This window comes from Polynucleobacter sp. AM-25C3, from assembly GCF_018882335.1.
Lineage (GTDB): Bacteria > Pseudomonadota > Gammaproteobacteria > Burkholderiales > Burkholderiaceae > Polynucleobacter.
This window is the reverse complement of sequence record NZ_JACVOS010000004.1, coordinates 21,983-47,927: the sequence shown is the minus strand read 5'-3', so window position 1 is coordinate 47,927 and position 25,945 is coordinate 21,983. Positions and strand designations below refer to the sequence as shown.

Here is a 25,945-nt window from a genome sequence, read left to right as displayed (position 1 = left end):
GCTGAGATGACAAGAAATACACAATTTTTTAATAAATTGCCCAAAAAGACCGAAATTACTAGTTTTTTTATCCCTCAGCCCTGCATTTCAGACTCAGCGCGCTCCTTTTTAGCTGCTTTAGCGCGTGCTTTGATCGGTTTGAGGTAGATTAATAGGCATACAAAGGCGACCGTTCCTAGGGTGGTTTCAAGTACAGCCATCCAGAAATTAGCCCCAGTTTCCAGAATGCGGACCAAACCCTCGGTGATATAGAGCAAGATCAGCATGGAGGCCCATTGCATGGTGTAAACCTTGCCTTTCCATAGGCCTGGAATAGCAAATAGCAGGGGGACGCCTTTGAGGATCAGCCAGGAGCCGCCCGGTCTAAGCGGTGAAATAAACCATTCCCAAGAAACGCACAGGATGAATAGGTCAACAAAGGCGGCAGTTGCAATCAGTTGGTATGGGTCTTTAGAAAGCCAGTTCTTGAACATCAATTACCTTTGTATGAGTTTGAGGGCTGTGAGTGCAAGTCGTTTACCTTGGGCAATAGCTAAGCGTTGCTCTTCAGCGCTAATCGGCGCACGGCCATCAGCATGGGCAAGGTGAGTAAGGCCATAGGGGCTACCGCCGGTAGAGGTGCTCATCAGATCAGGCTCGCTGTACGGAATGCCCATGATCATCGTGCCGTGGTGGAGTAGGGGAATCATCATGGTAAGAAGGGTGCTTTCTTGTCCACCATGGAGGCTACCGGTACTGGTAAAGACACAAGCAGGCTTGCCGATGAGGGTGCCATTGAGCCACTCCGAGGAGCTGCCATCCCAAAAGTATTTCATGGGGGCAGCCATATTGCCAAAGCGGGTTGGTGATCCAAGGGCTAGACCAATACATTCTTGTAGGTCTGAGTACTCAACATAAGGGGCGCCATCCGCAGGAACCGCTGATTCGGTGGTCTCACATACTGTTGAGATGGCTGGCACAGTGCGCAGCCTGGCATTGACTCCAGGGACGCTTTCAATGCCCTCGGCAATGAGACGGGCCAAGTCTCGGGTTGCACCGTAGCGGGAGTAGTACAAAACTAAAATATCGGATTGGCTCATATTCTTCTCTTATGATATGGGCGATGCGCCTCTTTCAGAATCCTCAATTATGGCTCTCTCTTGGAAAAGAGATCTGGGAGCGTAATCGTGGTCAAAATCTCAAGCAAGTGGCAGCTAGCCTAGCCTTTACTACAACCCTGTCCTTAGTTCCGATGCTAACGGTTGCCTCCATTTTGATTGGTTACCTGCCCAGCGTGGTGAGAATTAAGTACGCCTTTCAAGCATGGTTGTTGGACACCTATATGCCTGGTGGATTAAACCAACAGGTTTTTAATTATTTGGATCAATTTTCAGCACAGGCCAAAGGCTTAACGTTAATTGGTTTGGTGGGGCTGGTTATTACTACGATCATGACGATGGCGGTGATTGAGGGCGCCTTTAATCAGATCTTTCGTGTAACTCAGAGGCGACCTATCTCGAAGAAGGTTGCGATCTATTCTGCGGCAACGATATTGGGTCCCATATTGCTAGGTGTTGGCACCTACTTGAGCGGTCTGTTATTTAGTGCGGCAGAAGGCTGGACTGAAACCCTGAGCTTTGGCTTGGGGTTTATTGCCACGGTGGTGCCTGTACTTCTGGCCATGGCAGTCTTTTCAGTAGCCTACAAGATTCTTCCTTATGCACAAATTCAGTGGCGAGATGCATTGAGCGGGGCATTTTTTGCCGCCCTCACTTTTGAGCTCATGAAGTTTGGCTTTGGACTATTTTTAACGAATGTCGCCTTTTATAAAACCGTCTATGGCGCCTTTGCCATCTTCCCTCTGGCGCTTATTTGGATTTACCTCACTTGGTGGATTACTTTAGCTGGGGCAGTCTTGGTTGCTAACCTCCCCAGCATTCGGAGTGGGGTCGTTAGGGTTATTCGTTACTGAAATTACTCATTTGACCCTTGATTCTATGGGGGCTTGAGAATATATTGTCTAAATTAGAACTCATTGCTGGAGACCAAATGAAGGTTTGTGACATATTGCGTGTAAAGGGCAGCACACTGTTTACAGTGGCGCCAGAGACGGCCTTGCAAACTGCGGTCTTGGTGATGAGTGAGCACGACATTGGATCCTTAGTAGTGATGGAGTATGAGAATCTGGTCGGCATTCTGACATTCCGTGAAGTCATTGCAGCTTTGGCTAAACACCACGGCAAGTTGGATGACCTTAAGGTGAAGAGCGTCATGAACGCCAAGCCACTCGCTTGCAATATGGAGACCGAGATAGATGAAGTTCGTCGCATGATGCTTGTGGAGCATGCGCGGTATTTACCGGTCATCGATCAAAAGATGCTCATGGGCGTCATTTCTTTCTACGACGTGGCTAAATCGGTAGTTGAGGCTCAGGACTTCGAGAACACCATGCTCAAGGCTTATATCCGCGATTGGCCAGAACAAGCCGAAAAAGCGAATCCATAGTCCAGCCTAGCCCAAGCTCCTGACAGATGACATAATGTCGCTATGTCAGGAAATACTTTAGGTCTTCTCTTTACGGTCACCACTTTTGGTGAGTCCCATGGCCCCGCGATTGGCGCTGTTGTTGATGGCTGCCCTCCAGGAATGTCTTTATGTGAAGCGGATTTGCAGATTGATTTAGATCGTCGCAAGCCCGGTACATCTCGCCATGTAACTCAACGTCAAGAAGCGGACAAAGTTGAAATTTTGTCTGGGGTATACGAAGGTAAAACGACGGGTGCCCCCATTGGTCTTTTGATTCGTAATACGGATCAACGTAGCCAAGATTACGGCAATATCCTGCAAACCTTTAGACCAGGCCATGCCGACTACGCTTATCACTACAAATATGGTTTGCGCGATCCACGCGGTGGTGGTCGTTCTTCAGCAAGATTAACTGCGCCCGTAGTAGCTGCAGCAGCGATTGCGAAGAAGTGGCTGAAAGAACAATATGGCACTGAGTTTTATGGCTATATGAGCCAACTCGGTGAAATTGAAATTCCATTTAAAGATGCGGCGCTCATCGAGAGCAATCCGTTCTTTGCTGCGAACGCCGATATTGTTCCTCAACTCGAAACCTATATGGATGAACTGCGTAAAGCAGGGGATTCTTGTGGGGCAAAGATTGAGGTGCGGGCGCGCAATGTGCCCATTGGTTTGGGTGAGCCTTTATTTGATAAGTTAGATGCCGATATCGCGCACGCCATGATGGGTATCAATGCCGTTAAGGGTGTTGAGATTGGCGCGGGCTTTAAGTCTGTAGCGCAACGCGGTAGCGAGCATGGTGATGAGCTTCATCCCGATGGTTTTTCTAGCAATAATGCTGGTGGCACTTTAGGCGGTATCAGTAGCGGTCAAGATTTGCGCGTATCGATTGCAATCAAACCAACCTCTAGCATCTTGAGCCCTAAACAATCCATTGATTTAGATGGTAAACCCATCACAGTGCAAACCAAAGGTCGTCATGATCCTTGTGTTGGCATTCGGGCAACACCAATTGCTGAGGCCATGCTTGCCTTGGTATTGATCGACCACGCACTGCGTCATCGCGCTCAGTGCGGGGATGTGAAGCATGTCGTTCCTCCGATTCCAGCGTCTCGCCCTGGTTCTGCAACTGATTAGTCAATTCATTTAAGAAAAAGAAAATGACACCTTCAGTGCGGTGGGCCTTCGGGTCCTTTTTCTTTTTATATTTTGCTTACGTTGGTTTAGTTTCTCCATTTGCCAGCCTTTTTTTCCTAGACCGTGGATTTAGCGTCATCGAGATTGCGGTCTTGATGTCCATGCTGCAAATTACCCGCATTGTTGGCCCATTTTCATGGGGATGGTTATCCGATTATTTTTCTGATCGCATCAGAATTATTCGCTTCTGCGCTTGCTTAGCTGCGATAGTTTTTCTCTTGATCTTTTTCCTACAAAGTTATGCGGCGTTTTTTGTTTGGATGTTTGTATTGCACACCATTTTGAGTAGCCTCATGCCTTTGGGTGAGTCAGCTACTGTTCATGCACTCTTTAAAGACAATTCTTTTGATAAACGGTATGGGCGTTTGCGCTTATGGGGCTCGATTGGTTTTATTGCCATGGTGCTCTTTGCTGGGGAATTATTTCAGCGTCAAGGTATTGAGCTTTATCCCATCGTGGGCGCAGTAATATTGATCTTCTTGGCAGTGGTCACCTTCCGATTGCATGAGCCCAAGATGGAGCGTCGCAAGATGGTGAGGGGTGAGCTCTTAATTGTTTTATTTAATCCGGATGTACGTTGGTTCTTGCTCTCTGGCTTCTTTATGATCTTTGCCCATGCTGCTTTGTATGTGTTCTATTCACTGTACTTGGCAGATTTGGGTTACAACAAATTTCAGATCGGTTTGTTCTGGGCGCTGGGTGTGGCTGCTGAAGTGATCTTCTTTTATTTCCAGAGTAAGGTGCTCAGTCGCTTAGACGCGGAAGTGGTTCTGCAGATCGCCTTTGGTATTGGCGTGTTTCGCTTTATCTTGATCGCGTTCTTCCCGGTGACTTGGATTTTAATCCTTGCTCAGTTAATGCATGCAGGCACATTTGGGGCTCACCATAGTGCCGCAACGAAATTACTTCAGCGTTGGTTTACCGGCCCGCTACAAGCGCGTGGCCAGGCCTTGATGGCTACCGTTTCTTATGGTCTGGGTGGAACTCTTGGTGGCTTAGTCGCTGGCTGGTTATGGGATGCGACTGAGCCACGCAATGTCTTTGTCATGTCAGCTTTAGCCTGCGGTCTAGCGGGTATGGCGATACAGAAGCTACGTCCGCGCCACTACCCGGCTAGATAGCTGTAAAAATCAGAATAGCCATTCTTACATTGATCCGTAGTTCGGGCCACCACCACCTTCAGGTGTAATCCAAATAATATTTTGACTTGGATCTTTGATGTCACAGGTTTTGCAATGCACACAGTTTTGAGAATTAATTTGCAACTGTGACTGACCATCTTTTTCTACATATTCATAAACTCCAGCAGGGCAGTAACGTTGTTCTGGACCCGCATAGGTTTTGAGATTGAGATTAACTGGTACTGACGCATCTTTTAGGGTGAGATGGATCGGCTGATTCTCAGCATGATTGGTATTGGAGATAAATACTGATGAAAGGCGATCAAAAGTAAGTTTGCCATCTGGTTTTGGATAGTCGATCGGCTGGTGCTGCGCCGCCGGTTCAAGGCACTCATGATCCGCATGCTTGAGGTGCACTGTCCAGGGCATATTGCCACCCAAGAGTTTTTGCTCTAAACCCACCATCAGGGTGCCAAAGTAAAGTCCTTCGGACATCCACGGTTTGAAGTTACGCGCTTGATTGAGTTCAGTATGTAGCCAACTATTTTTGAAGGCATTGGGATAAGCAGCCAAAATATCAGCAGAGCGATTTTCAGCAAGTGCTGCCACTGCTGCTTCGGCAGCCAGCATGCCAGTCTTAATAGCTGCATGACTGCCTTTGATGCGCGAAGCATTTAAGAAGCCGGCGTCGCACCCAATCAAGGCGCCACCCGGGAATACGGTTTTAGGCAGGCTATTTAAGCCGCCCGCTGTAAGTGCGCGTGCGCCATATGCAAGGCGTTTGCCACCTTCAAAAGTTTCTCGAATTTTTGGGTGTAGCTTATAGCGTTGGAATTCTTCAAAGGGGGAGAGATATGGGTTCTTATAAGAAAGACCCACTACCAAGCCAACAGCAACTTTGTTGTCGCCCAAGTGATACAAGAATGAACCGCCATAGGTATCGCTCTCTAATGGCCAGCCTGCGGTATGCACCACCAGGCCAGGCTTGCTCTTAGATGACTCGACTTCCCAAAGCTCTTTAATGCCAATGCCGTAGCTTTGTGGGTCAGCATCTTTATCCAGCGCAAACTTTGCAATCAGTTGCTTGCCCAGATGTCCGCGTGAACCTTCGGCGAAGAGGGTGTACTTGGCGCGCAATTCCATGCCAAGCTGAAATTGATCGGTAGGTTGACCTTCTTTGTCCAAACCCATTGAACCCGTGATCACACCACAAACAGCGCCTTGCTCGTTATACAGAATTTCCGCCGCAGGAAAACCAGGGAAAATTTCAACGCCAAGATTTTCTGCTTGCTCACCTAGCCAACGAGTGACATTGGCCAAGCTAACAATGTAATTACCTTCGTTCTTAAAACAATGGGGCAGCATCCAGTTCGGGACTTGAAATGAGCTGTCTTTGGTGAGGAATAAAAATTGATCTTCAGTCACTTCGGTATCTAGTGGTGCGCCTAATTCTTTCCAGTTAGGGAAGAGTTCAGTCAATGCCTTGGGATCCATGACGGCACCCGACAAAATATGCGCACCGATTTCTGAGCCTTTTTCAAGGATGCAGACACTAATCTCTTTGCCCGATTCATTGGCTAACTGTTTTGCTTTAATCGCTGCCGATAATCCAGCAGGGCCACCTCCAACAATGACCAGGTCATAGTCCATGGATTCTCTGGGTCCAAACTGTGCGAGTAATTCCTGGGCGTTCATTCAATATCTCCGACATTGCTTAAAAATAGGGTGCTAAAGGGATTTCGAGCATTATTGGCATTTATCTGCCCATAAACCATTTCTATAGTTTAGTTCCAAGCTAGAAAAACCAGGTTGGTGCCCATTGCCAGCAGGCATGTGAGTCTAAGGCGTTATGATTGCTTTTTTACCCTTTTTGGCAATATTAGGACGGATTTATGAATAAAACTTACCCATCAGCGCTTGATGCCCTACGGGATATCTTGAAAGATGGACAGAAGCTCGCTGTAGGCGGTTTCGGTCTATGTGGAATACCTGAGGCCTTGATTGAGGCAGTGAAGACTCTTGGCGCGCAAAACTTGACGGCGATTGCCAATAACGCAGGAGTGGATGGCTTTGGTTTGGGCTTGCTTTTGGAATCAAGACAAGTGAAGAAAATGGTTGCGTCTTATGTTGGCGAGAACAAAGAGTTTGAGCGTCAATTTTTAGCTGGTGAGTTGGAGTTGGAATTTACTCCACAAGGCACCTTAGCCGAGAAGTTGCGCGCTGGTGGTTGTGGTATTCCGGCGTTCTATACCAAAACTGGTGTAGGTACTTTAGTTGCTGAAGGTAAAGAAGAAAAAGAATTCGATGGAGAGAGATACATCATGGAGCGTGCAATTGTTTCTGATATTTCTCTGGTGAAAGCATGGAAGGCTGATAAATCAGGTAATTTGGTTTATCGCTATACAGCACGTAACTTCAATCCAGTAGTAGCAATGGCTGGCAAGATCACAGTAGCTGAAGTGGAAGAGATTGTAGAGAACGGCGAGTTAGACCCGGATCAGATCCATACGCCGGGCATCTATGTGCACCGTTTAGTCCTGAACACCACGCCTGAGAAGCGGATTGAGCAACGCACTTTATCAAAGGCTTAACTACGCATAGTTGAGCCCATTTACCGTACAGAATATTTAGGAAGATCGATATGTCTTGGAATAGAGAAGAAATGGCAGCACGTGCTGCTAAAGAGCTAAAAGATGGTTACTACGTGAACTTGGGTATTGGTATGCCAACCTTGGTTGCAAACTATGTTCCAAAAGATATGGAAGTATGGCTTCAGTCTGAAAATGGTTTATTGGGCATTGGACCATTCCCGACTGAAGAAACAATTGATGCTGATTTGATTAATGCTGGCAAACAAACTGTTACCACTTTGCCAGGTTCATCCATCTTTTCTTCGGCTGATTCATTTGGAATGATTCGTGGTGGAAAGATCAATATTGCGATTCTGGGTGCAATGCAGGTAAGTGAGCACGGAGACTTAGCCAACTGGATGATTCCTGGGAAGATGGTTAAGGGCATGGGCGGCGCCATGGACTTAGTTGCCGGCGTAAAGCATGTGGTTGTTTTGATGGAGCACGTTGCCAAAAAGAAGGACGGCACAGAAGAAATCAAGATCCTGCCAAAATGCACTCTGCCGCTAACTGGCGTAGGTGTGATTAGCCGCATCATTACCGATCTTTGCGTACTCGACATTACCCCTAAGGGCTTGAAGTTAGTAGAGTTAGCCCCTGGTGTTAGCAAGGATGAGGTAATTGCTAAAACAGGTGCCCCTGTGGACACTACGGGCTTCTAAATTTGTCATTAATTGATGAAATAATGGGGTCACAATGACCCCATTTCTATTTTCAGGGACTTCGTTATGGATGCAGTAGATCACTCACTTCATGCGCACAAGCAGGGCGATGCTAAGCATTCTCATAGCAAGCAGGTCTCCAATCAAAATCTTCTCCTCATTGCTTTAGTTCTGACCTTAGGTTTTTCTGGGGTGGAGGGGGCAGCAGCCTATTTTGCTAATTCACTAGCGTTGATATCGGATGCGGGTCACATGGTGACGGACGCGGCCGCATTAGGATTGGCTTTATTAGCTCAAATTATTTCTCGACGTCCACCATCACCAAGGCATTCTTTTGGATTTGGGCGTGCAGAGGCTTTAGCTGCCTTTGTAAATAGTATTGCGATGTTGGCTTTAGTTGCCTGGATTGTGATTGAGGCGATTAGTCGCTTCGCCAATCCGCATGATGTTGATGGTTTAACTGTCACGGTGGTTGCAGCAATTGGCCTTGTCATGAATATTGTGGTGGCACTCGTCTTGTCGCGCGATAAGAAGAGTGTTAACACTCGCGCTGCCTTGGTGCATGTCATGGGCGACTTGTTGGGTTCTGTAGCCGCCTTGATTGCTGGTGTCGTGATTCAGTTAACTGGTTGGATGCCGATTGATGCGATTCTTTCTATTCTGGTTTCGCTACTGATTTTGAAATCTACCATTTCCATATTGCGCGAGTCTTATCACTTCTTGATGGAAGGGGTGCCATTGCATATTGATTATCTAGAGGTTGGTAACGATCTAAAAAATGTGCCAGGCGTATTGGCGGTGCACGATCTTCACGTTTGGGAAATGACACCCAGTTTCCCGGCGCTTATAGGCCATATTGAAATTGAGCATATTAATGAATGGCCAGAAATCATGGTGCATATCAATACGATGCTACTCAATAAACATGGTATTGATCATGTGACCCTCCAGCCAGAAATTGCAGGCATGGCTGATGAGCATACGCACGATGAACAGTTAAATGATGTCATCAGAAAACCGAATGTCGTTCATCAAGGTGATACCTTCTTCGTCACTTGTAATAGCCCCGATGGCCCTCATCGTATGGCCTATCACGCCTGGGGAAATCCCAGCAATCCAAAAGTATTGATTTGTGTTCACGGCCTAACTCGCAGGGGTAGTGATTTCAAAACCTTGGCGCAGGCAATGAGTCAGGAGTACTACGTTGTATGTCCTGATGTCGTGGGGCGAGGTGACTCTGACCGCTTGAAGAACCCAATGCTGTATGCGGTTCCTCAATATGTAGCTGACATGGCGAGTTTGATCAAGCAACTTGGTGTTGTGCAAGTTGACTGGTTTGGTACTTCGATGGGCGGTCTGATTGGTATGGTTTACGCTTCGATGCCAAATAGCCCCATTCGCCGTATGTTGATTAATGATGTGGGCCCACGGATTGAGTCTGAGGCAATTAAACGCTTAGGTTCTTATGTTGGACAGCCCTTTACGTTTGCCAATCGCGCTGATGCTTTGCAGCGCTTAAATGAGATCTGCGCTTCCTTTGGTTCGCACACGCCAGAAGAGTGGGAGATTTATAACGGCCCGATGCTGGTGCAAAAAGATGGTCTATGGGTAATGCACTATGACCCAGATATTTCTGTGCCATTTGCATCAGTCAATCCAATCATGGCAAAAGCGGGTGAGATGGCAATGTGGCATGCTATTAAACAAATTCATATTCCGATGCTGATTGTGCGGGGCGGAGATTCAGATTTACTTTCCGCAAACACAGTAGCGGAGATGTGCAAGGTCAACCCTTATATTCGCAGCATTGAGATTCCAGGGGTAGGGCATGCGCCTGCCTTTGTGAAGGCAGAGCAAGTTGCTTTAGCAAAAGAATTCTTTAGTTAAGGACTTCAGTCGCCCATGTCAAATGCTGGCCATGCATCTGAGAGCATCAAAATAGTTGATGGTTGGTACGGCGAGCCCTCTGAGGAGCATGCTGCCGGCGTTCTGAGTATTCTCAAGTTGCTTCATCTTGATGAGGCTACCTTAACTGCCGCAAACAATATTGCGCGCACTCACGGCAAAGAAGCGCTGACCAAACTGATTGGTGATGAGTCAGCCAAACTACTAATTGGCTACCGCGGGCTTAGACAGGCGCAAGCAAAGCTGGTGCGCAATGATGGCGGACTGAGTATTTCCGGGCAAGAAGAAATGCTCAGAAAGATGCTGCTCGCCTTTGGCGATGATTTGCGTGTGGTGCTGATCTATCTTGCCTCCCGTTTGCAAACCCTGCGCTGGATCACGCAAGAAAAGATCGAAATGCCTAAAGCATGGGCGCAAGAAATTCTGGATATTGACGCAAGCTTGGCAAATCGTTTGGGTATTTGGCAGATGAAGTGGGAGATGGAAGATCTGGCATTCCGAGTTCTTTCTCCAGCCATATACCGCGACATTGCCAAGATGTTGGACGGGAAGCGCATTGAGCGCGAGTCCTTCATTGAGCAGATTGTGAGAAGACTTAAAGAAGAGTTGAATGCCGCTCATATTGACGGCGAGGTTCAGGGACGTCCAAAACATATCTACAGCATCTGGAAAAAGATGCAAGGCAAGTCATTAGACTTTGCCAATCTCTACGATGTAAGGGCCTTTAGGGTATTAGTGGATGACGTCAAATCCTGTTACGCCATTTTGGGATTGGTCCACAACGTCTGGCAACCGGTGCCACGAGAGTTTGATGATTACATTGCCAGACCCAAGCCGAATGGCTATCAGTCTTTGCATACCGTAGTGATGGATGAACATGGCACTGCATTTGAGATTCAGGTGCGTACTAATGAAATGCATCAGCAGGCTGAGTACGGTTTGGCTGCGCATTGGCGTTATAAAGAAGGCGCTTATGTTGGTACTGCTACTCCGCCAAAAAATAAATCTACATCTAATACTCCGAATACGCCAAACCTAAGTCAACAAACTGGTACGCATAGTGCGGCAGTGGCTTATGAACACCAAATTGCATGGGCAAGACAACTGATCTCTTGGAAAGAGGATGCCTGGGAGCAACTTAAGCATCACGAGATTGATGATCATATTTATGTCCTCACTCCATTAGGCAAAGTGATTTCATTGGAGAAGGGGTCTTCTCCGATCGACTTTGCTTATGCGGTCCATACCGATCTGGGTCACCGTTGCCGCGGTGCTCGGGTTGATGGTGCGATGGTGCCTTTGGATACACCGCTACAAAATGGCCAGACAATTGAAATCATTGCAGTGAAGCATGGTGGGCCATCGCGAGATTGGATTAGTCCTGGTCGTAATTACCTGCGCTCACAGCGTGCTCGTGCACGAGTGCGCGCTTGGTTTAATGCCATAGATGATGAGGAGGCTGGGGCAAAGCCTGCTGATGTCAAAGTAGAGCAAAAGTCGGAAGTTAAAGTTACTGCGTCAGCTCCAGAAATTGTTCTCAAGCAAAGCGCGCGTAAACAAGGTCAGGTCGGCGATGTTTTAGTAGTGGGAGTTGACTCGCTGCTCACTCAGTTAGCGCGTTGCTGCAGACCTGTCCCACCTGATGCCATTGCAGGGTTTGTGACTCAGGGTCGTGGTGTATCTATTCATAGACGCTCTTGCAAAACCTTTAGAGGTCTTTTAGAGAGAGCGCCTGAGCGCGTTATTCAGACGGCTTGGAATCAGTCTGCTGCAGAAAGTCCATCTGCCGGTGATGCAAAACGGGTGTTTCCTGCTGATTTAGCTGTTACTGGCCTAGACCGTCCTGAGTTGATGCGTGAATTATTTGAAATTCTGACTAGGCAGGGGGTTCATGTGATTGATTTGCGTAAATCCGCTAAACGGGGCTTAGCTCAAATACTACTGACGGTTGAAATTAAAGACTCAGAGGCCCTAAGGCACATCCAAAATAGCCTAGAAGAGGTCAAAGGGGTGACCCAAGTACGTCGCCGGTGATAAACTCTATGGCTGTATAGGCTCGTAGCTCAGCTGGTTAGAGCACCACCTTGACATGGTGGGGGTCGTTGGTTCGAGTCCAATCGAGCCTACCAACGAATGAAGACCCAAAAGAGCGCGGTTGCCGAAATGCTGCCGCGTTTTCTTTTTTGTAAGTAAATTGATGGAGTTGTCATGCTTGTAGTTACTCTGCCAGACGGATCTAAACGTGAGTTTGACGCTCCCGTTCGCGTCATTGATGTTGCCCAAAGTATTGGTAGCGGTCTTGCTAAGGCTGCCCTCGGTGGCATTGTTGACGGTAGCATGGTCGATGCCAGCTTTGTCATTGATAAAGATAGTCAGTTGGCGATCATTACCGATAAAAGCCCAGAGGCGCTAGAGATTGTGCGTCACTCTACGGCCCACTTATTGGCATACGCCGTTAAAGAATTATTTCCTGAGGCGCAAGTCACGATTGGCCCTGTAATTGAAAATGGTTTTTACTACGACTTCTCTTTTCATCGCCCGTTTACGCCTGAAGATTTAGTTGCGCTTGAAAAGAAAATGACTGAGCTTGCCAAGAAGGATGAGCCAGTTATGCGTACTGTCATGCCACGCGATGAGGCGGTGAAGTTCTTTAAAGATCAGGGTGAAAACTACAAAGCAGAATTAATTGCTAGCATTCCGCAGGGTGAGGATGTTTCTTTGTATGCCGAAGGGAAGTTCACTGACCTATGTCGTGGACCCCACGTACCATCGACTGGCAAACTTAAGGTATTTAAGCTTCTGAGCGTTGCTGGTGCTTACTGGCGTGGTGATAGCAAGAACGAGATGTTGCAGCGGATTTACGGTACTGCTTGGTTGAAAAAAGAAGACCAAGACGCCCATTTGCATATGCTGGAAGAGGCTGAGAAGCGCGATCACCGTCGCCTTGGTAAGTTCTTAGACTTATTTCATTTTCAGCCCGAAGCCCCTGGCCTCATTTTTTGGCACCCTAAAGGTTGGGCGATTTGGCAAGAGGTTGAACAGTACATGCGTCGCGTTTATCAACGCGAAGGCTATCAAGAGGTGAAAGCGCCACAAATTTTGGATCGTGGTCTTTGGGAAAAGTCTGGCCACTGGGACAACTACAAAGAAAACATGTTTACGACGGAGTCAGAGAATCGCGCCTATGCATTAAAGCCGATGAACTGCCCAGGTCATGTCCAGATCTTTAACTCCGGTTTGCATAGCTATCGTGAATTGCCATTGCGTTACGGTGAGTTTGGTCAATGCCATCGCAATGAACCATCGGGCGCATTGCATGGTTTGATGCGCGTACGTGGCTTTACACAAGACGATGGCCATATTTTCTGTACCGAAGATCAGATTCAGTCAGAAGTAGCGGCTTTCGATAAAGCGGTTCGTGAGGTTTATCAAGATTTTGGCTTCTCTGAAGTGGCTGTCAAGCTGGCATTGCGCCCAGCTAAGCGTGTTGGCGATGATGCTATTTGGGATAAGGCTGAGGCTGCCTTACGTGGTGCTTTGACCGTATCTGGCCAAGAATGGGAAGAATTACCAGGCGAAGGCGCTTTTTACGGTCCGAAAATCGAATATCACCTCAAGGACTCCATTGGACGTACTTGGCAGTGCGGCACTATTCAGGTGGATTTCTCAATGCCAGCCCGTTTGGGTGCGGAATATGTGACAGAAGAGAACACCCGCAAGGCTCCAGTGATGCTTCATAGAGCAATTGTGGGCTCTTTGGAGCGTTTTATCGGCATTTTGATCGAAAACCACGCTGGAAATATGCCAGTTTGGCTTGCTCCGACCCAGGCTATAGTCCTCAATATCTCAGATAATTCTGCTGCATATGCACAACAAGTCCAGCAATCTCTGAAAAAACAAGGGTTTAGAGTCGAATCGGATTTGCGGAATGAGAAAATTACGTATAAAATACGCGAGCACGCATTACAGAAGCTCCCATTTTTGTTAGTTGTAGGGGATAAAGAAGCAGAAAGTAATTCGGTGGCCGTTCGTGCCCGTGGCGGAGTGGATTTAGGTGTAATGCCTCTTGATGCCTTCGTTGCCCGACTCCAGCAGGATATTTCCCAGAAAGTCGGACCCGAGCCTAGCTAGGGGTGGAATGGTTTTTATTGTTTTTTTAAAGGAATTAAGAAGATCGCTACTGATAAATCGCAGCGCATAAACCGGGAGATTACTGCTCCTGAAGTGCGTCTGATTGGACTGGATGGAGAACCCATCGGTGTAGTTAAGTTGAGTGAAGCCCTGGCTTTAGCAGAAGAGAAAGAAACCGATTTGGTTGAAATTGCTCCGACAGCTGTGCCACCTGTAGTCCGCATCATGGACTTCGGCAAATTCAAGTACCAAGAAGCCAAACGTTTGCATGAAGCTAAGCTTAAGCAAAAAGTGATTCAGGTGAAGGAAGTGAAATTCCGTCCTGGCACAGATGATGGTGACTATGGTGTGAAGCTACGCAATCTAATCCGCTTTTTGGAAGATGGCGATAAGACAAAGATTACGCTGCGGTTTCGGGGTCGTGAAATGGCCCACCAAGAAATCGGAGTCAGAATGTTGGAGCGTTTGAAGTTGGACCTAGTTGAGCATGGTCAAGTCGAACAGTTTCCAAAGATGGAAGGTCGCCAGATGGTGATGGTATTGGCCCCCATTCGTAAGGCTAAGTAATTTAAAAGTCGCAAGGCTTTTGAATTCTTAAGTAGGGAGGGGTCGCAAGGCTCTGGTAGTTAGAAGTGCTTCTAGGTACAGGAAGCGTAACCGTCGGTTACCACCTATGTTGCACAAGTAATTGAAGGGGTGCTTTATGCCCAAGATGAAGAGCAAGAGTAGCGCTAAAAAGCGCTTCACGGTTCGCGCAGGCGGAACGATCAAACGAGGTCAGGCTTTCAAACGCCACATCCTCACCAAGAAGACCACAAAGAGTAAGCGTCACCTACGTGGTACTACCGAAGTTGCGAAGGCAGATGTTAAGTCAATTCGCTCCATGCTTCCATACGCTTAACCTCAGACTAGATCAGGAGAATTAAATGCCAAGAGTCAAACGTGGGGTTACAGCAAGAGCCCGTCATAAGAAAATCACCGATGCTGCAACAGGCTATCGTGGACGTCGTAAAAACGTATTCCGTATTGCTAAGCAAGCAGTTATGCGTGCTGGTCAATATGCATACCGTGACCGTCGTAACAAGAAACGTGTATTCCGTGCTTTGTGGATTGCTCGTATCAACGCGGCAGTTCGTCAGCATGACATGACCTATAGCGTATTCATGAATGGCATGAAGAAAGCTGCGATCGAACTCGACCGCAAAGTACTTTCTGATATGGCCATTGCTGACAAAGTGGCTTTCGCTGCTTTGGTTACTCGGATCAAATCCGTAGTAAGCGCTGCAGCTTAATTCTTAGTTTATTTAATAACTAAGCTGCAATGGTTTCTCTCGACCACATTGTCGAGGATGCTAAACGTGATTTCCTCGGAGCTGCCGATGCGGCAGCTCTAGAGGACGCGAAAGCCAAGTATCTCGGTAAGTCAGGTGTTCTCACTGAGCGTTTAAAAGCGCTTGGTGGAATGTCGCCTGATGAGCGCAAGAGTGCTGGCGCCCAAATTAATCAAATTAAAACCCAAGTAGAAGCTGCATTACAAGAGCGTCGCCAAGCATTGGCTGATGCGGTATTGCTGCAGCGTCTTGCGGCAGAGTCTATTGACGTTTCTTTGCCTGGACGTGGCCAAGCGGTGGGTAGCTTGCATCCCGTGATGCGCACCTGGGAACGTGTTGAAGAGATTTTCCGCTCAATTGGTTTTGATGTAGCAGATGGCCCTGAAATTGAAACCGATTGGTTTAATTTCACCGCATTAAATAGCCCCGAGAATCATCCTGCGCGCTCCATGCAGGACACTTTTTATATTGATGGCAAAGATTCCAATGGAAAGCCTTTGTTATTGCGCACGCATACCAGTCCTATTCAGGTTCGTTATGCGAGCGAGCATGTTAAGAAATACGCTCATGCTGATGTGATGCCGCCGATCAAAGTGATCGCTCCAGGCAGAACCTATCGCGTGGATAGCGATGCAACCCATTCACCGATGTTTCATCAGGTCGAAGGCCTGTGGATTGCGGAAAGTGTTTCCTTTGCCGATCTCAAAGGTGTTTACACCGATTTCTTAAGAACTTTTTTCGAGACGAATGAATTACAAGTTCGTTTCCGTCCTTCATATTTCCCTTTTACTGAACCTTCAGCTGAAATCGATATGGCTTTTGGTAGCGGTAAGTTAGCAGGCCGCTGGTTAGAAATTTCTGGTGCAGGGCAGGTTCATCCCAATGTATTGCGCAATATGGGTATTGATCCAGAGCGCTATACCGGTTTTGCTTTTGGCTCTGGCTTAGAGCGCTTGACGATGTTGCGTTACGGCGTTGATGATTTACGTCTTTTCTTTGAGAACGACCTCCGTTTCTTAGCGCAATTTCCGGCTTAATTCGCCAACCTTCTAATAGTAGATAGCGCATATGCAATTTTCTGAATCTTGGTTACGCCAATATGTAAACCCTTCGCTCGATAGCAATGCCTTAGGTCATGCAATGACTATGGCCGGCCTTGAAGTTGAAGAGCAGCATTCAGTAGCGCCCGCATTTACGAAAATTGTCATCGCACAAATTCTCTCCGCTGAGCAGCATCCTGATGCAGATCGTTTACGCGTTTGCAAAGTTAATGCAGGCACTGGGGAAGAATTACAAATTGTTTGTGGTGCGCCGAATGCGCGTGCGGGCATCAAAATTCCATGTGCCATGGTTGGTGCCGAACTGCCGCCAGCAGAAGCGGGTGGCAAGCCCTTCATGATCAAAGTGGGTAAGTTACGCGGTGTAGAAAGCCAAGGCATGTTGTGTTCTGGCCGCGAGCTAGGTCTTGGTGATGATCATGAGGGCATTCTGGAGTTGCCTGCAGACGCACCAGTTGGTGAAGATATTCGTAAATACTTGGATTTGGATGACCAGATCTTTGTAATTAAGTTAACTCCGAACAAGGCTGACTGCCTTTCCCTGATGGGTATGGCGCGCGAAGTCTCGGCAATTACTGGAGCTGCTCTGTGTTCGCCTAAATGGACCGCTGCAAATGTTTCCATTACTGACAAGCTCAAGGTGACTGTTGAAAACACCGATCTCTGCGGCCGTTTTGCTGGTCGTGTGATTCGCGGCGTGAATGCTCAAGCAACAACACCCGATTGGATCGTGCAACGTTTGTCACGTGCTGGTCAAAGAAGTATTTCTCCTTTAGTGGATTTATCTAACTATGTCATGTTGGAGATGGGTCAGCCGACCCATGTATTCGATATCGATAAGTTAAATGGCGATATCAACGTTCGTTGGGCAAAAGCCGGCGAAACGCTTGAGCTATTGAATGGCCAGACATTGACTTTGCAAGGCCCAGATTCTGCCGGCAAGATGCAAGATGCTGGTGTGGTTGCAGATCAAAATGGCCCACTAGCTATAGCGGGAATCATGGGCGGCAATCATTGCGCAGTGACTGACGATACTAAAAATATTTACGTTGAGGCGGCTTATTGGCAGCCTTCAGCGATACAGGGCCGTACTCGTCGTTTTAACTTCAGCACGGATGCTGCACACCGCTTCGAGCGTGGTGTTGATCCACAAAATACTGTGAACTGTTTGGAGTATTTAACTGCTCTGATTGTTGAGGTATGTGGTGGCCAGGTTGGCCCAATTGACGATCAAGTATTAGCTGTTCCAGAGCGTAAACCAGTGAGCATGCGTTTGGATCGCGCCATGAAAGTGATTGGCATCCCACTGACAGTTGAAATTGTCAGTGATGTATTTAAACGTCTTGGCTTTGAATTTAAGCAAGAAGCAAATGATGTATTTGTTGTGACTCCACCAAGCTATCGCTTTGATATTGAAATCGAAGAAGATTTAATTGAAGAAGTCGCGCGCATGTACGGTTTTGAAAATATTCCTGATGTACCGCCAGTCGCCTCATTAAAGATGAGTGCCAAGGCAGAAGCAAAGCGTGGGGTACATTTATTACGCCAACGTTTAGCGCTTCAAGGTTATCAAGAGGCAGTGAACTTTGGATTTACTGACTTAGAAAGTGAGCAGCGCTTAGCCGCTGCTGCTGAAAAAGACCTGATTGCCGTTCTAAATCCAATTGCGAGTCAATATGGCGTGATGCGAAGCAACCTTTGGGGTGGCTTATTGGGTAATCTCAAGGCAAACCTCAATCGTGGTGCTGGGCGGGTACGCTTATTTGAAACGGGTCGCGTATTTAAGCGTGATGCCAGTGCACAAGAAGAGGCTGGCAAGGTGGCCGGTTTTCATCAGCCGCAGCAAGTAGGCGGTTTAGCATACGGTTCCTTTGTGCCTGAGCAGTGGGCAAGCGCCGATCGCGCAGTAGATTTCTTTGACGTGAAGGGCGATCTTGAGCGCGTGCTTGATCCTTTGCATTTCACAACTGAGGCGGCTGTTCATCCTGCTTTGCATCCTGGCCGCAGCGCACAAATTCAGTTAGTGATGCCATCAGGCAAGCTAAACATCGGCTGGGTTGGCGAATTGCATCCTGGATTGCAGCGAGCTTATGAGTTGCCACTGGCTCCAGTCCTTTTTGAAATGGATTTAGAGGCTGTACGCAATTTGCTTATTCCGCAGCCGGAAGAGTTAAGCAAGTTTCCTGCTGTTCAGCGCGATCTAGCGGTAGTGGTCAAGCAGTCTGTTTCTGCACAAGCTTTATTGGATGCTATGAAAGCAAGCAAGCAGAACTTTGTTAAAGCCATCTCCCTGTTTGATGAATTCAAGCCCAAAGCTGGATCTAGTAGCATGGCAGATGATGAGAAAAGTTTGGCTTTCCGAGTTACCTTGCTAAATCCGCAAGAAACATTGCAGGATGCACAAATAGAAGCGGTTATGACAGCTTTACTGTCAGCACTTGAGAAAAATTGCGCAGCTCGTCTGCGCTAGGTTTAATATTAGATCTAAATACAGTACGAAGAGACTTCCGCCATGAATGAATTAGCTAGCAACGATACCGTTACCAAGAATGAGCTTTCGGAAGCGCTCTTTGATCAAGTGGGCCTAAATAAACGCGAGGCCAAAGATATGATTGATGCATTCTTTGACCGCATTGGCACGTCCTTGGAGGCTGGAGTAGAGGTCAAGATCTCCGGATTTGGTAATTTTCAGTTGCGCAACAAGTCCGCTCGCCCAGGTCGAAACCCAAAAACAGGTCAAATGATTCCGATTGCTGCTCGCCGTGTTGTTACATTCCACGCAAGTCAAAAACTCAAGGACGTAGTTGAGTCGCATGCTCGAGAAAACAGCATTTGATGCTGGGTCGGTGCTGCTTAGTTCGCAGCTCCCCCCAATACCCGCTAAGCGTTATTTCACTATTGGTGAAGTAGCGGATCTGTGTGGCGTTCGCTCCCATGTATTGCGCTATTGGGAGCAAGAGTTTGCTCAGTTAAGCCCGCAGAAGCGTCGAGGCAATCGTCGTTACTATCAACACCATGAAGTTGTCTTAATTCGCAAGATTAGGGCGCTTTTGTATGAGGAAGGCTTCACTATCAGTGGCGCCAGAAATCGCCTTGATGAGGCTCGCGGCGAGCTTCGTCTGCGTGATGAGTTGCAAGCCGTTCTGCAAATTCTCTCAAAATAGTTGCTGATACAATTTTGTTTCCCGTCGGGGCGTAGCGCAGCCTGGTAGCGTACATGCATGGGGTGCATGTGGTCGGAGGTTCAAATCCTCTCGCCCCGACCATCTAATTTCATACCACTCTTAAATTCCAGCGGCTCTATTCTTCTCAACCTTTATTTACTATGACATCAAGCTCAAGCGACACTACCTATTTCGGATTAAGCATTCCTTTTTTGGCCCATTTGGGCGTTGTTCCTGAGTACGCTGAGGGTGGTAAATCAAGAATCAGTTTGCTTATCAAGCCCGAATTTGAGAATAGCTTTCATATTGCTCATGGCGGCGTTGTAATGACCTTATTGGACTTTGCCATGGGGGCGGCAGCTCGTAGCACGATTGATCAGCCGCTTGGTGCCATGACTATCGATATGACTGTGAGCTTTTTGCGGCCCAGTACTGGAAAAATCATCGTTGAGGGCAGTGTCCTGAAGTCTGGCAAAACGATTAATTATTGTGAAGCTGTAGTTTTAAATGAGGCTGGTGAAGTTACCGCTAAATCTAGCGGTACATTTATGCTGAGAAAATAAGCCTAGTAAAGATAATATTAAATATATTATTTATAACGATTATGTTATTTATTTAATTAATCAGTGGGCTAATAAGCTTACTGATATAAGGTTATAGCTCATATTTGAATATATATACTTATTTATTAATGCGCGTATATAATACCAATTCAGAAATAACTAATCCTCAGTTATTTCAAACAACTAATATTCGGAGAAATTAATACATGTCTTCTTATAAAGAACTTTTAGCCCAACGCGAACAGTTGGATAAACAAATTAAAGAAGCGGTTTTGCGTGAAAAAGCTGATGGTATTGCCAAGGCTAAAGTCATTATCGAGCAATACGATTTAACTGCCTCAGACTTATTTAGCCGTAAAGCGGGTGCACGTAGCTCAAGCGGGAAGGTTGCTCCTAAGTACCGCAACCCCTCCACTGGTGATACTTGGACTGGTCGTGGTAAAGCGCCAAAGTGGATTGAGGGTAGAGATCGCAGTAACTTCCTAATCTAAGTAATTGATTTAATTAGTATTTAAATACAAAAAAGGCCGCTCAGTGTAAATTGAGTGGCCTTTCTGTTTTACTGGATAGATTTATGCGCTAGGCACACTTTCTATTGAGAGCTTGGATGAAAATAGGCTCTAAGAGTTCATGGCGATTTTGATTCCCTATGATGTTTTCTAGTTCAGGGTTGGTGGCGGGATAAGCAATAATGAGGGGATTTTGGTCAATCAAGCCGTTTTCCAGCTCTTCCTGAAGGATTTCGGGGTACTGAGGTCTAACCCCCACGGTATTTTCATCGGCAAGGCCCATAACCCCGGGGTGAAGCCGGATGAAGCCCTCGTCTACCAAAATAGGTATACGCTGTGTGTCCTTGTTTTTACTGAGGTAATGGATGAGGTGCACCTGTTCAACTGGGGGAATGAGGGCATCTAGAAAGATTAAATCAGGCGCAATAGAAACCGCCTTCATTAGGCCTTCGAGACTGTCGACCGAGACCTCCATATCTACTTTGAGTTGCCAGTATTGGATGGATTCAATTAATTCATGACTATTTTCAATCCGTCTGAATATCCCCATGGCGATGCAATTTTGAGTCGTTTTTTGCCGCATAGCTCTTTTACGCCTCGCCAGCTGCTGATCTAATGAGCTAGCTAGGATACGACGATGCCCGCCACGAGTTTTCCAGGCTATTAACTCACCCAATTCAACCATTTTCTGTACAGTGCCAAGGGATACTTGCAATACCTTTGCGCTTTGTCGGGTACTTAGATATTCCAAATCTGGGGTAATTGCTTTCATATATCCTTAATCTCATTAATTCATTTGAAGATTTAGAGAATACGAATCAAATCCCAGGGAATCTGTCAGTAGGGGCTTAAACCTAAGTAGGAAAATTCTTATTCAAGGCCTAAATAGGGAAATACCCCTGAAAGCCAACAAATCAGGGAAAGCCCTTTATGTATCAATGGGTAATCGTGTTAAATTAGCACCGTTGTAAGAGTATTCGCACAGATCAATTCGTGAAGTGGTATAGCCATGGAGCGAATGGTTTTAACCACAGTTTTTATTCGGGAAACCCGATGAAAGGTGAGCATCATGATGCAGGATCAAAGAGATAATTCGTATCTCTTCGGCGGAAACGCCCCCTACGTAGAGGAACTCTACGAATCCTACTTGCACGATCCCGCTTCCGTAGCGGATCATTGGCGAGATTATTTCGATGGCGTGAAGCAAGTGCCTGCGGCAGATGGTTCTACTAGAACTGATATTGCGCATGCGCCGATTGTTGCTTCATTTGCCGAGCGGGCTAAGCAAGGCCCCATCAGAACAGTTTCTGATTCGGCTGACTCTGAGATGGGGCGCAAACGCGTTGCCGTTCAGCAGTTAATTGCCGCATATCGTAACGTTGGCAATCGCTGGGCGGATATTGATCCGTTGAAACGCACAGAGCGTCCGGACATCCCAGAATTGGATCCTGCTTTCTATGGCTTTGGTGATGGCGATATGGATATCGTCTTCAATACCAGCAATACTTTCTTTGGCAGGTCCGAAATGTCCTTGCGGGATTTATTGCAGGCTTTGCGTGAAACCTATTGCGGCAAGATTGGCGCCGAATATATGTTCATTGCCGACCAGAAGATTAAAAAGTGGTGGCAAGAAAAATTAGAGTCGATTCGCTCAACTCCAAGCTTTAATGTTGACGAGAAGCGCCAAATTTTAGATCGCGTTACTGCGGCTGAGGGCTTGGAGCGTTATCTCCAAGCGAAGTATGTTGGGCAAAAGCGTTTTTCACTCGAGGGTGGCGATAGCTTTATTCCTTGTATGGACGAGCTAGTTCGTGAAGCTGGTTCTAAGGGTGTACAAGAGATTGTGATCGGTATGGCTCACCGCGGTCGTTTGAATGTACTGGTAAACGTCTTAGGCAAAATGCCAACGGATTTGTTTGCTGAGTTTGAGCACAAGGGTCCGGAGACATTGCCAGCGGGTGACGTGAAGTACCACCAAGGTTTCTCAAGTGATATTTCTACTCCAGCAGGCCCTGTGCATTTGTCTTTGGCCTTCAATCCCTCCCATTTAGAAATCGTTAACCCGGTAGTAGAGGGTTCTGCACGTGCTCGTATGGAGCGTCGCGGCGATATGTTGGGTGAGCAGGTGTTGCCAGTGCTGGTGCACGGTGATGCGGCGATTGCCGGACAGGGCGTAATGCAAGAAACTTTGGCGATGTCAGAGGTTCGTGGCTATTCCACTGGCGGTACGATCCACATCGTGATCAACAATCAGATTGGCTTTACTACTTCTGATCCGCGCGACTTACGTTCTAGCTTGTATTGCACGGACATTATGAAAGTAGTTGATGCCCCTGTATTGCATGTGAATGGTGATGATCCAGAGTCAGTGGTGTTGGCGACCAAATTGGCTGTGGAGTTCCGCACCCAGTTTCATAAGGACGTTGCAGTTGATATCGTTTGCTTCAGAAAGTTAGGCCATAACGAGCAAGATACGCCTGCGATGACTCAACCTTTAATGTACAAAACGATTGCAGCCCACCCGGGTACTCGCAAACTGTACGCTGATAGGTTGGAGGCTCAAGGGGTATTGCCAGCTGGTACCGGCGACCTCATGGTCAAAGAATATCGTGCTGCGATGGATGCGGGTAAATCCACATCTGATCCTGTTCTCAGTAATTTCAAAGGCAAGTTTGCGGTAGATTGGTCCCCATTCTTAAATAAGAAGTGGACTGATGAGGCTGATACAGCGATTCCGTTGACTGAGTGGAAGCGCTTGGCTGAAAAGATCTCGACTATTCCTGAAGATTTCAAAGCGCATCCGCTCGTTGAAAAGGTTTACAAAGACCGTGCAGCAATGGGTCGTGGCGAGTCTAATATTGACTGGGGCATGGGTGAGCACATGGCTTTCGCATCCTTAGTGGCAAGTGGCTACCCGGTACGTTTGTCTGGCGAGGATAGCGGTCGCGGTACATTTACCCACCGTCATGCGGTGTTGCATAACCAAAACCGCGAGAAGTGGGATACCGGTACTTATATGCCGCTGCGTCATGTGGCCAAAGATCAAGCCCCATTCCTCGTGATTGACTCAATCTTGTCAGAAGAGGCGGTGCTTGGTTTTGAGTATGGCTATGCTGCTGCAGAGCCAAATACCTTGACTATCTGGGAAGCGCAGTTCGGCGACTTTGCGAACGGCGCTCAAGTGGTGATTGACCAATTTATCGCTTCTGGAGAAGTGAAGTGGGGTCGTGCAAACGGCTTGGTCATGATGTTGCCGCATGGTTATGAAGGTCAAGGCCCAGAACATTCATCTGCACGCTTAGAGCGCTTTATGCAGTTGTGTGCTGACACCAATATGCAGGTGATTCAGCCTACAACGGCATCACAGATCTTCCACGTATTGCGCCGTCAAATGATTCGTCAGTTCCGCAAGCCGCTAATCTTGATGACGCCAAAATCATTGCTGCGTAATAAAGAGGCTGCTTCGCCATTAACCGAGTTCACTAAGGGTGGTTTCCAAACCATTCTTCCTGAGCGCGATGAGGCAATCGATGGCAAGAAGGTTACTCGTTTGGTGATGTGTTCCGGTAAGGTCTATTACGACTTAGCTAAAGCGCGTACCGAGAAAAAACTAGATGATGTTGCGATTATTCGCTTGGAGCAGTTGTACCCGTTCCCGCATAAAGCATTGACTGCTGAGTTGAAGAAGTATCCAAACCTGGAAGAGGTAGTGTGGTGTCAAGATGAGCCGCAAAACCAAGGTGCCTGGTTCTTTGTTCAGCACAATATTTTGGAGAATATGTCTGAAGGTATGAAGTTGGCATATGCGGGTCGTCCTGCATCAGCTTCACCAGCTTGTGGATATGCCCACCTCCATCAAGAACAACAGAAATCTCTTCTAACTGCAGCATTCGCAAAACTAAAGGGTTATGTCATTACGAAGTAATCGTAGACGTCACTCAATATATAAACACTAAATAGGATTAATCATGGCTATTTTTGAAGTTAAAGTTCCCCAACTCTCCGAGTCAGTAGCTGAAGCTACTTTGTTGCAATGGAAAAAGAAAGTCGGCGATGCCGTCGGTCAAGATGAGATTTTGATTGAAATTGAAACTGACAAAGTGGTTTTAGAAGTGCCTGCTCCATCTGCTGGCGTGATTACAGAGATCATTGTTGCTGACGGTGGTACTGTTGTTGCCGAGCAGTTGATTGCAAAGATTGATAGCACTGCTGTTGCCGCTGCTGCTCCTGCAGCCGCCGCCCCAGCACCTGCTGCTGCTGCAAAAGCAGCAGCTCCTGCTGCTAAAGCTGGCGCAGCTGCCGCTCCTTCAGCAGCAAAAATTCTTGCTGAAAACAATATTGGCGCCGGTCAAGTTGCTGGCTCTGGTCGTGATGGTCGTGTTACTAAAGGCGATGCACTGAACGCAGTTGCTGGTGGAACAAAATCTGCTGCATTGCCAAGTGCACCAGTCCCAATGGGTGAGCGTCCAGAAGAGCGCGTACCAATGAGTCGTTTGCGTGCTCGTATTGCTGAGCGCTTACTTGAATCGCAAGCGAACAATGCAATTTTGACAACCTTCAATGAAGTCAATATGGCTCCAGTGATTGCTATGCGTAACAAGTACAAGGACCAGTTTGAAAAAGTTCACGGCGTGAAGTTGGGCTTTATGTCTTTCTTTGTTAAAGCTGCGACTCATGCATTGAAGAAATTCCCATTGCTAAATGCCTCGGTTGATGGCAATGACATCGTGTATCACGGTTACTTTGATATCGGTATTGCCGTAAGCTCACCACGTGGCTTGGTAGTTCCAATTCTGCGTGATGTTGATCAAATGAATTTGGCTGACATCGAAAAGAAAATTGCGGAGTTTGGTGCTAAGGCGCGCGATGGTAAGTTGTCTATCGAAGAGTTGACTGGCGGCACATTCTCCATCTCTAACGGTGGCGTGTTTGGTTCTATGCTTTCTACTCCAATTATTAATCCTCCACAGTCTGCAATCTTGGGTATTCATGCGACTAAAGAGCGCGCTGTTGTTGAGAATGGTCAAATTGTGATTCGTCCAATTAACTACTTAGCTTTGTCATATGACCACCGCATCATCGATGGTCGCGAAGCAGTTCTTGGTTTGGTTGCAATGAAGGATGCTTTAGAAGATCCTTCACGTCTCCTCCTTGATTTATAAGAGGGAA

24 protein-coding genes and 2 tRNA genes are annotated in these 25,945 nt (G+C 47.2%); 22 read left to right on the top strand and 4 right to left on the bottom strand.

Annotation, left to right across the window (positions count from 1 at the left end):
- Positions 1-74 precede the first annotated feature (74 nt).
- Positions 75-473, bottom strand: coding sequence for a DUF2069 domain-containing protein (locus ICN12_RS03515; RefSeq protein WP_216270665.1), 399 nt, complete (start codon positions 471-473; stop codon positions 75-77).
- A gap of 3 nt (positions 474-476) precedes the next feature.
- A complete protein-coding gene (gene wrbA / locus ICN12_RS03510; RefSeq protein ID WP_216270664.1) occupies positions 477-1,079 on the bottom strand; it encodes an NAD(P)H:quinone oxidoreductase in 603 nt (200 codons plus the stop codon).
- Positions 1,080-1,102: 23 nt separating this feature from the next.
- On the opposite strand from wrbA, the gene ICN12_RS03505 reads away from it, so the two are divergent.
- The 4 genes from ICN12_RS03505 (at position 1,103) to ICN12_RS03490 (ending at position 4,823) form a co-directional block, all read left to right on the top strand.
- Positions 1,103-1,951 carry a YihY family inner membrane protein gene (locus tag ICN12_RS03505; protein ID WP_216270663.1) on the top strand — a complete coding sequence of 283 codons (849 nt, stop codon included), beginning with the start codon at positions 1,103-1,105 and terminating at the stop codon, positions 1,949-1,951.
- A 77-nt stretch (positions 1,952-2,028) separates the two neighbouring features.
- Complete coding sequence (locus ICN12_RS03500; RefSeq protein ID WP_216270866.1) at positions 2,029-2,484, top strand: CBS domain-containing protein; 456 nt, start codon at positions 2,029-2,031, stop codon at positions 2,482-2,484.
- Positions 2,485-2,526: 42 nt separating this feature from the next.
- Entirely contained in the window at positions 2,527-3,642 is a 1,116-nt protein-coding gene (gene aroC / locus ICN12_RS03495) for a chorismate synthase (RefSeq protein ID WP_216270662.1), read from the top strand.
- Between the two features lie 23 nt (positions 3,643-3,665).
- The gene (locus ICN12_RS03490; RefSeq protein WP_216270661.1) at positions 3,666-4,823 is read left to right on the top strand and encodes an MFS transporter; all 1,158 of its coding nucleotides are present in this window, start codon (positions 3,666-3,668) and stop codon (positions 4,821-4,823) included.
- A 24-nt stretch (positions 4,824-4,847) separates the two neighbouring features.
- Here the strand turns inward: ICN12_RS03490 and ICN12_RS03485 are convergent, their stop codons facing one another.
- A complete protein-coding gene (locus ICN12_RS03485; RefSeq protein ID WP_216270660.1) occupies positions 4,848-6,518 on the bottom strand; it encodes an electron transfer flavoprotein-ubiquinone oxidoreductase in 1,671 nt (556 codons plus the stop codon).
- Between the two features lie 197 nt (positions 6,519-6,715).
- Between ICN12_RS03485 and ICN12_RS03480 the strand changes: the two genes are divergently transcribed.
- From ICN12_RS03480 to ICN12_RS03405, 16 genes are all read left to right on the top strand, one after another.
- On the top strand, positions 6,716-7,414 hold the full coding sequence (locus ICN12_RS03480) for a CoA transferase subunit A (protein WP_216270659.1): 699 nt from the start codon (positions 6,716-6,718) through the stop codon (positions 7,412-7,414).
- A 50-nt stretch (positions 7,415-7,464) separates the two neighbouring features.
- Positions 7,465-8,115 (top strand): CoA transferase subunit B, encoded by a 651-nt coding sequence (locus ICN12_RS03475; RefSeq protein WP_216270658.1) that lies wholly within the window; start codon positions 7,465-7,467, stop codon positions 8,113-8,115.
- 66 nt (positions 8,116-8,181) lie between these two features.
- The gene (locus tag ICN12_RS10975; RefSeq protein WP_216270657.1) at positions 8,182-10,002 is read left to right on the top strand and encodes an alpha/beta fold hydrolase; all 1,821 of its coding nucleotides are present in this window, start codon (positions 8,182-8,184) and stop codon (positions 10,000-10,002) included.
- A 15-nt stretch (positions 10,003-10,017) separates the two neighbouring features.
- The gene (locus ICN12_RS03465; RefSeq protein ID WP_216270656.1) at positions 10,018-12,054 is read left to right on the top strand and encodes a RelA/SpoT family protein; all 2,037 of its coding nucleotides are present in this window, start codon (positions 10,018-10,020) and stop codon (positions 12,052-12,054) included.
- Between the two features lie 18 nt (positions 12,055-12,072).
- Positions 12,073-12,149, top strand: a tRNA-Val gene (locus tag ICN12_RS03460).
- A 79-nt stretch (positions 12,150-12,228) separates the two neighbouring features.
- Positions 12,229-14,151 (top strand): threonine--tRNA ligase, encoded by a 1,923-nt coding sequence (thrS, locus tag ICN12_RS03455; RefSeq protein WP_216270655.1) that lies wholly within the window; start codon positions 12,229-12,231, stop codon positions 14,149-14,151.
- Between the two features lie 33 nt (positions 14,152-14,184).
- On the top strand, positions 14,185-14,718 hold the full coding sequence (gene infC, locus ICN12_RS03450; RefSeq protein ID WP_518519081.1) for a translation initiation factor IF-3: 534 nt from the start codon (positions 14,185-14,187) through the stop codon (positions 14,716-14,718).
- A gap of 136 nt (positions 14,719-14,854) precedes the next feature.
- Positions 14,855-15,052: a 50S ribosomal protein L35 gene (rpmI, locus tag ICN12_RS03445; RefSeq protein ID WP_088527466.1), complete on the top strand. Its 198-nt coding sequence runs from the start codon at positions 14,855-14,857 to the stop codon at positions 15,050-15,052.
- Positions 15,053-15,077: 25 nt separating this feature from the next.
- On the top strand, positions 15,078-15,443 hold the full coding sequence (gene rplT, locus ICN12_RS03440; RefSeq protein ID WP_216169431.1) for a 50S ribosomal protein L20: 366 nt from the start codon (positions 15,078-15,080) through the stop codon (positions 15,441-15,443).
- Positions 15,444-15,472: 29 nt separating this feature from the next.
- Positions 15,473-16,519 carry a phenylalanine--tRNA ligase subunit alpha gene (gene pheS, locus ICN12_RS03435; RefSeq protein ID WP_215377754.1) on the top strand — a complete coding sequence of 349 codons (1,047 nt, stop codon included), beginning with the start codon at positions 15,473-15,475 and terminating at the stop codon, positions 16,517-16,519.
- Between the two features lie 31 nt (positions 16,520-16,550).
- The gene (gene pheT, locus ICN12_RS03430) at positions 16,551-19,010 is read left to right on the top strand and encodes a phenylalanine--tRNA ligase subunit beta (RefSeq protein ID WP_216270654.1); all 2,460 of its coding nucleotides are present in this window, start codon (positions 16,551-16,553) and stop codon (positions 19,008-19,010) included.
- Positions 19,011-19,052: 42 nt separating this feature from the next.
- The gene (locus ICN12_RS03425; protein WP_216270653.1) at positions 19,053-19,376 is read left to right on the top strand and encodes an integration host factor subunit alpha; all 324 of its coding nucleotides are present in this window, start codon (positions 19,053-19,055) and stop codon (positions 19,374-19,376) included.
- On the top strand, positions 19,354-19,704 hold the full coding sequence (locus tag ICN12_RS03420) for a MerR family transcriptional regulator (protein ID WP_216270652.1): 351 nt from the start codon (positions 19,354-19,356) through the stop codon (positions 19,702-19,704). Before ICN12_RS03425 ends, ICN12_RS03420 begins: the two co-directional genes overlap by 23 nt.
- A gap of 25 nt (positions 19,705-19,729) precedes the next feature.
- Positions 19,730-19,806: transfer RNA gene (locus ICN12_RS03415), tRNA-Pro, on the top strand.
- Between the two features lie 59 nt (positions 19,807-19,865).
- Entirely contained in the window at positions 19,866-20,267 is a 402-nt protein-coding gene (locus tag ICN12_RS03410; RefSeq protein ID WP_216270651.1) for a PaaI family thioesterase, read from the top strand.
- Between the two features lie 206 nt (positions 20,268-20,473).
- Entirely contained in the window at positions 20,474-20,758 is a 285-nt protein-coding gene (locus ICN12_RS03405; RefSeq protein WP_216270650.1) for an H-NS histone family protein, read from the top strand.
- 88 nt (positions 20,759-20,846) lie between these two features.
- On the opposite strand, the gene ICN12_RS03400 is transcribed toward ICN12_RS03405, so the two are convergent.
- A complete protein-coding gene (locus tag ICN12_RS03400; RefSeq protein ID WP_216270649.1) occupies positions 20,847-21,548 on the bottom strand; it encodes an excisionase family DNA-binding protein in 702 nt (233 codons plus the stop codon).
- A gap of 297 nt (positions 21,549-21,845) precedes the next feature.
- Between ICN12_RS03400 and ICN12_RS03395 the strand changes: the two genes are divergently transcribed.
- A complete protein-coding gene (locus tag ICN12_RS03395; RefSeq protein ID WP_216270648.1) occupies positions 21,846-24,701 on the top strand; it encodes a 2-oxoglutarate dehydrogenase E1 component in 2,856 nt (951 codons plus the stop codon).
- Between the two features lie 43 nt (positions 24,702-24,744).
- A complete protein-coding gene (gene odhB / locus ICN12_RS03390) occupies positions 24,745-25,938 on the top strand; it encodes a 2-oxoglutarate dehydrogenase complex dihydrolipoyllysine-residue succinyltransferase (RefSeq protein WP_216270647.1) in 1,194 nt (397 codons plus the stop codon).
- The last annotated feature ends 7 nt before the right edge of the window (positions 25,939-25,945 follow it).

Bases quoted from the DNA above. Each gene is read 5' to 3' on its own strand.
- ICN12_RS03405 (WP_216270650.1), top strand. From the start codon at position 20,474: ATGTCTTCTTATAAAGAACTTTTAGCCCAACGCGAACAGTTGGATAAA.
- ICN12_RS03425 (WP_216270653.1), top strand. From the start codon at position 19,053: ATGAATGAATTAGCTAGCAACGATACCGTTACCAAGAATGAGCTTTCG.
- ICN12_RS10975 (WP_216270657.1), top strand. From the start codon at position 8,182: ATGGATGCAGTAGATCACTCACTTCATGCGCACAAGCAGGGCGATGCT.
- rplT (WP_216169431.1), top strand. From the start codon at position 15,078: ATGCCAAGAGTCAAACGTGGGGTTACAGCAAGAGCCCGTCATAAGAAA.
- ICN12_RS03480 (WP_216270659.1), top strand. From the start codon at position 6,716: ATGAATAAAACTTACCCATCAGCGCTTGATGCCCTACGGGATATCTTG.
- ICN12_RS03395 (WP_216270648.1), top strand. From the start codon at position 21,846: ATGATGCAGGATCAAAGAGATAATTCGTATCTCTTCGGCGGAAACGCC.
- odhB (WP_216270647.1), top strand. From the start codon at position 24,745: ATGGCTATTTTTGAAGTTAAAGTTCCCCAACTCTCCGAGTCAGTAGCT.
- ICN12_RS03465 (WP_216270656.1), top strand. From the start codon at position 10,018: ATGTCAAATGCTGGCCATGCATCTGAGAGCATCAAAATAGTTGATGGT.
- ICN12_RS03515 (WP_216270665.1), bottom strand. From the start codon at position 473: ATGTTCAAGAACTGGCTTTCTAAAGACCCATACCAACTGATTGCAACT.
- ICN12_RS03485 (WP_216270660.1), bottom strand. From the start codon at position 6,518: ATGAACGCCCAGGAATTACTCGCACAGTTTGGACCCAGAGAATCCATG.
- ICN12_RS03500 (WP_216270866.1), top strand. From the start codon at position 2,029: ATGAAGGTTTGTGACATATTGCGTGTAAAGGGCAGCACACTGTTTACA.
- rpmI (WP_088527466.1), top strand. From the start codon at position 14,855: ATGCCCAAGATGAAGAGCAAGAGTAGCGCTAAAAAGCGCTTCACGGTT.
- pheS (WP_215377754.1), top strand. From the start codon at position 15,473: ATGGTTTCTCTCGACCACATTGTCGAGGATGCTAAACGTGATTTCCTC.
- aroC (WP_216270662.1), top strand. From the start codon at position 2,527: ATGTCAGGAAATACTTTAGGTCTTCTCTTTACGGTCACCACTTTTGGT.
- ICN12_RS03410 (WP_216270651.1), top strand. From the start codon at position 19,866: ATGACATCAAGCTCAAGCGACACTACCTATTTCGGATTAAGCATTCCT.
- ICN12_RS03490 (WP_216270661.1), top strand. From the start codon at position 3,666: ATGACACCTTCAGTGCGGTGGGCCTTCGGGTCCTTTTTCTTTTTATAT.
- ICN12_RS03420 (WP_216270652.1), top strand. From the start codon at position 19,354: ATGCTCGAGAAAACAGCATTTGATGCTGGGTCGGTGCTGCTTAGTTCG.
- ICN12_RS03400 (WP_216270649.1), bottom strand. From the start codon at position 21,548: ATGAAAGCAATTACCCCAGATTTGGAATATCTAAGTACCCGACAAAGC.
- ICN12_RS03505 (WP_216270663.1), top strand. From the start codon at position 1,103: ATGCGCCTCTTTCAGAATCCTCAATTATGGCTCTCTCTTGGAAAAGAG.
- thrS (WP_216270655.1), top strand. From the start codon at position 12,229: ATGCTTGTAGTTACTCTGCCAGACGGATCTAAACGTGAGTTTGACGCT.
- wrbA (WP_216270664.1), bottom strand. From the start codon at position 1,079: ATGAGCCAATCCGATATTTTAGTTTTGTACTACTCCCGCTACGGTGCA.
- ICN12_RS03475 (WP_216270658.1), top strand. From the start codon at position 7,465: ATGTCTTGGAATAGAGAAGAAATGGCAGCACGTGCTGCTAAAGAGCTA.
- pheT (WP_216270654.1), top strand. From the start codon at position 16,551: ATGCAATTTTCTGAATCTTGGTTACGCCAATATGTAAACCCTTCGCTC.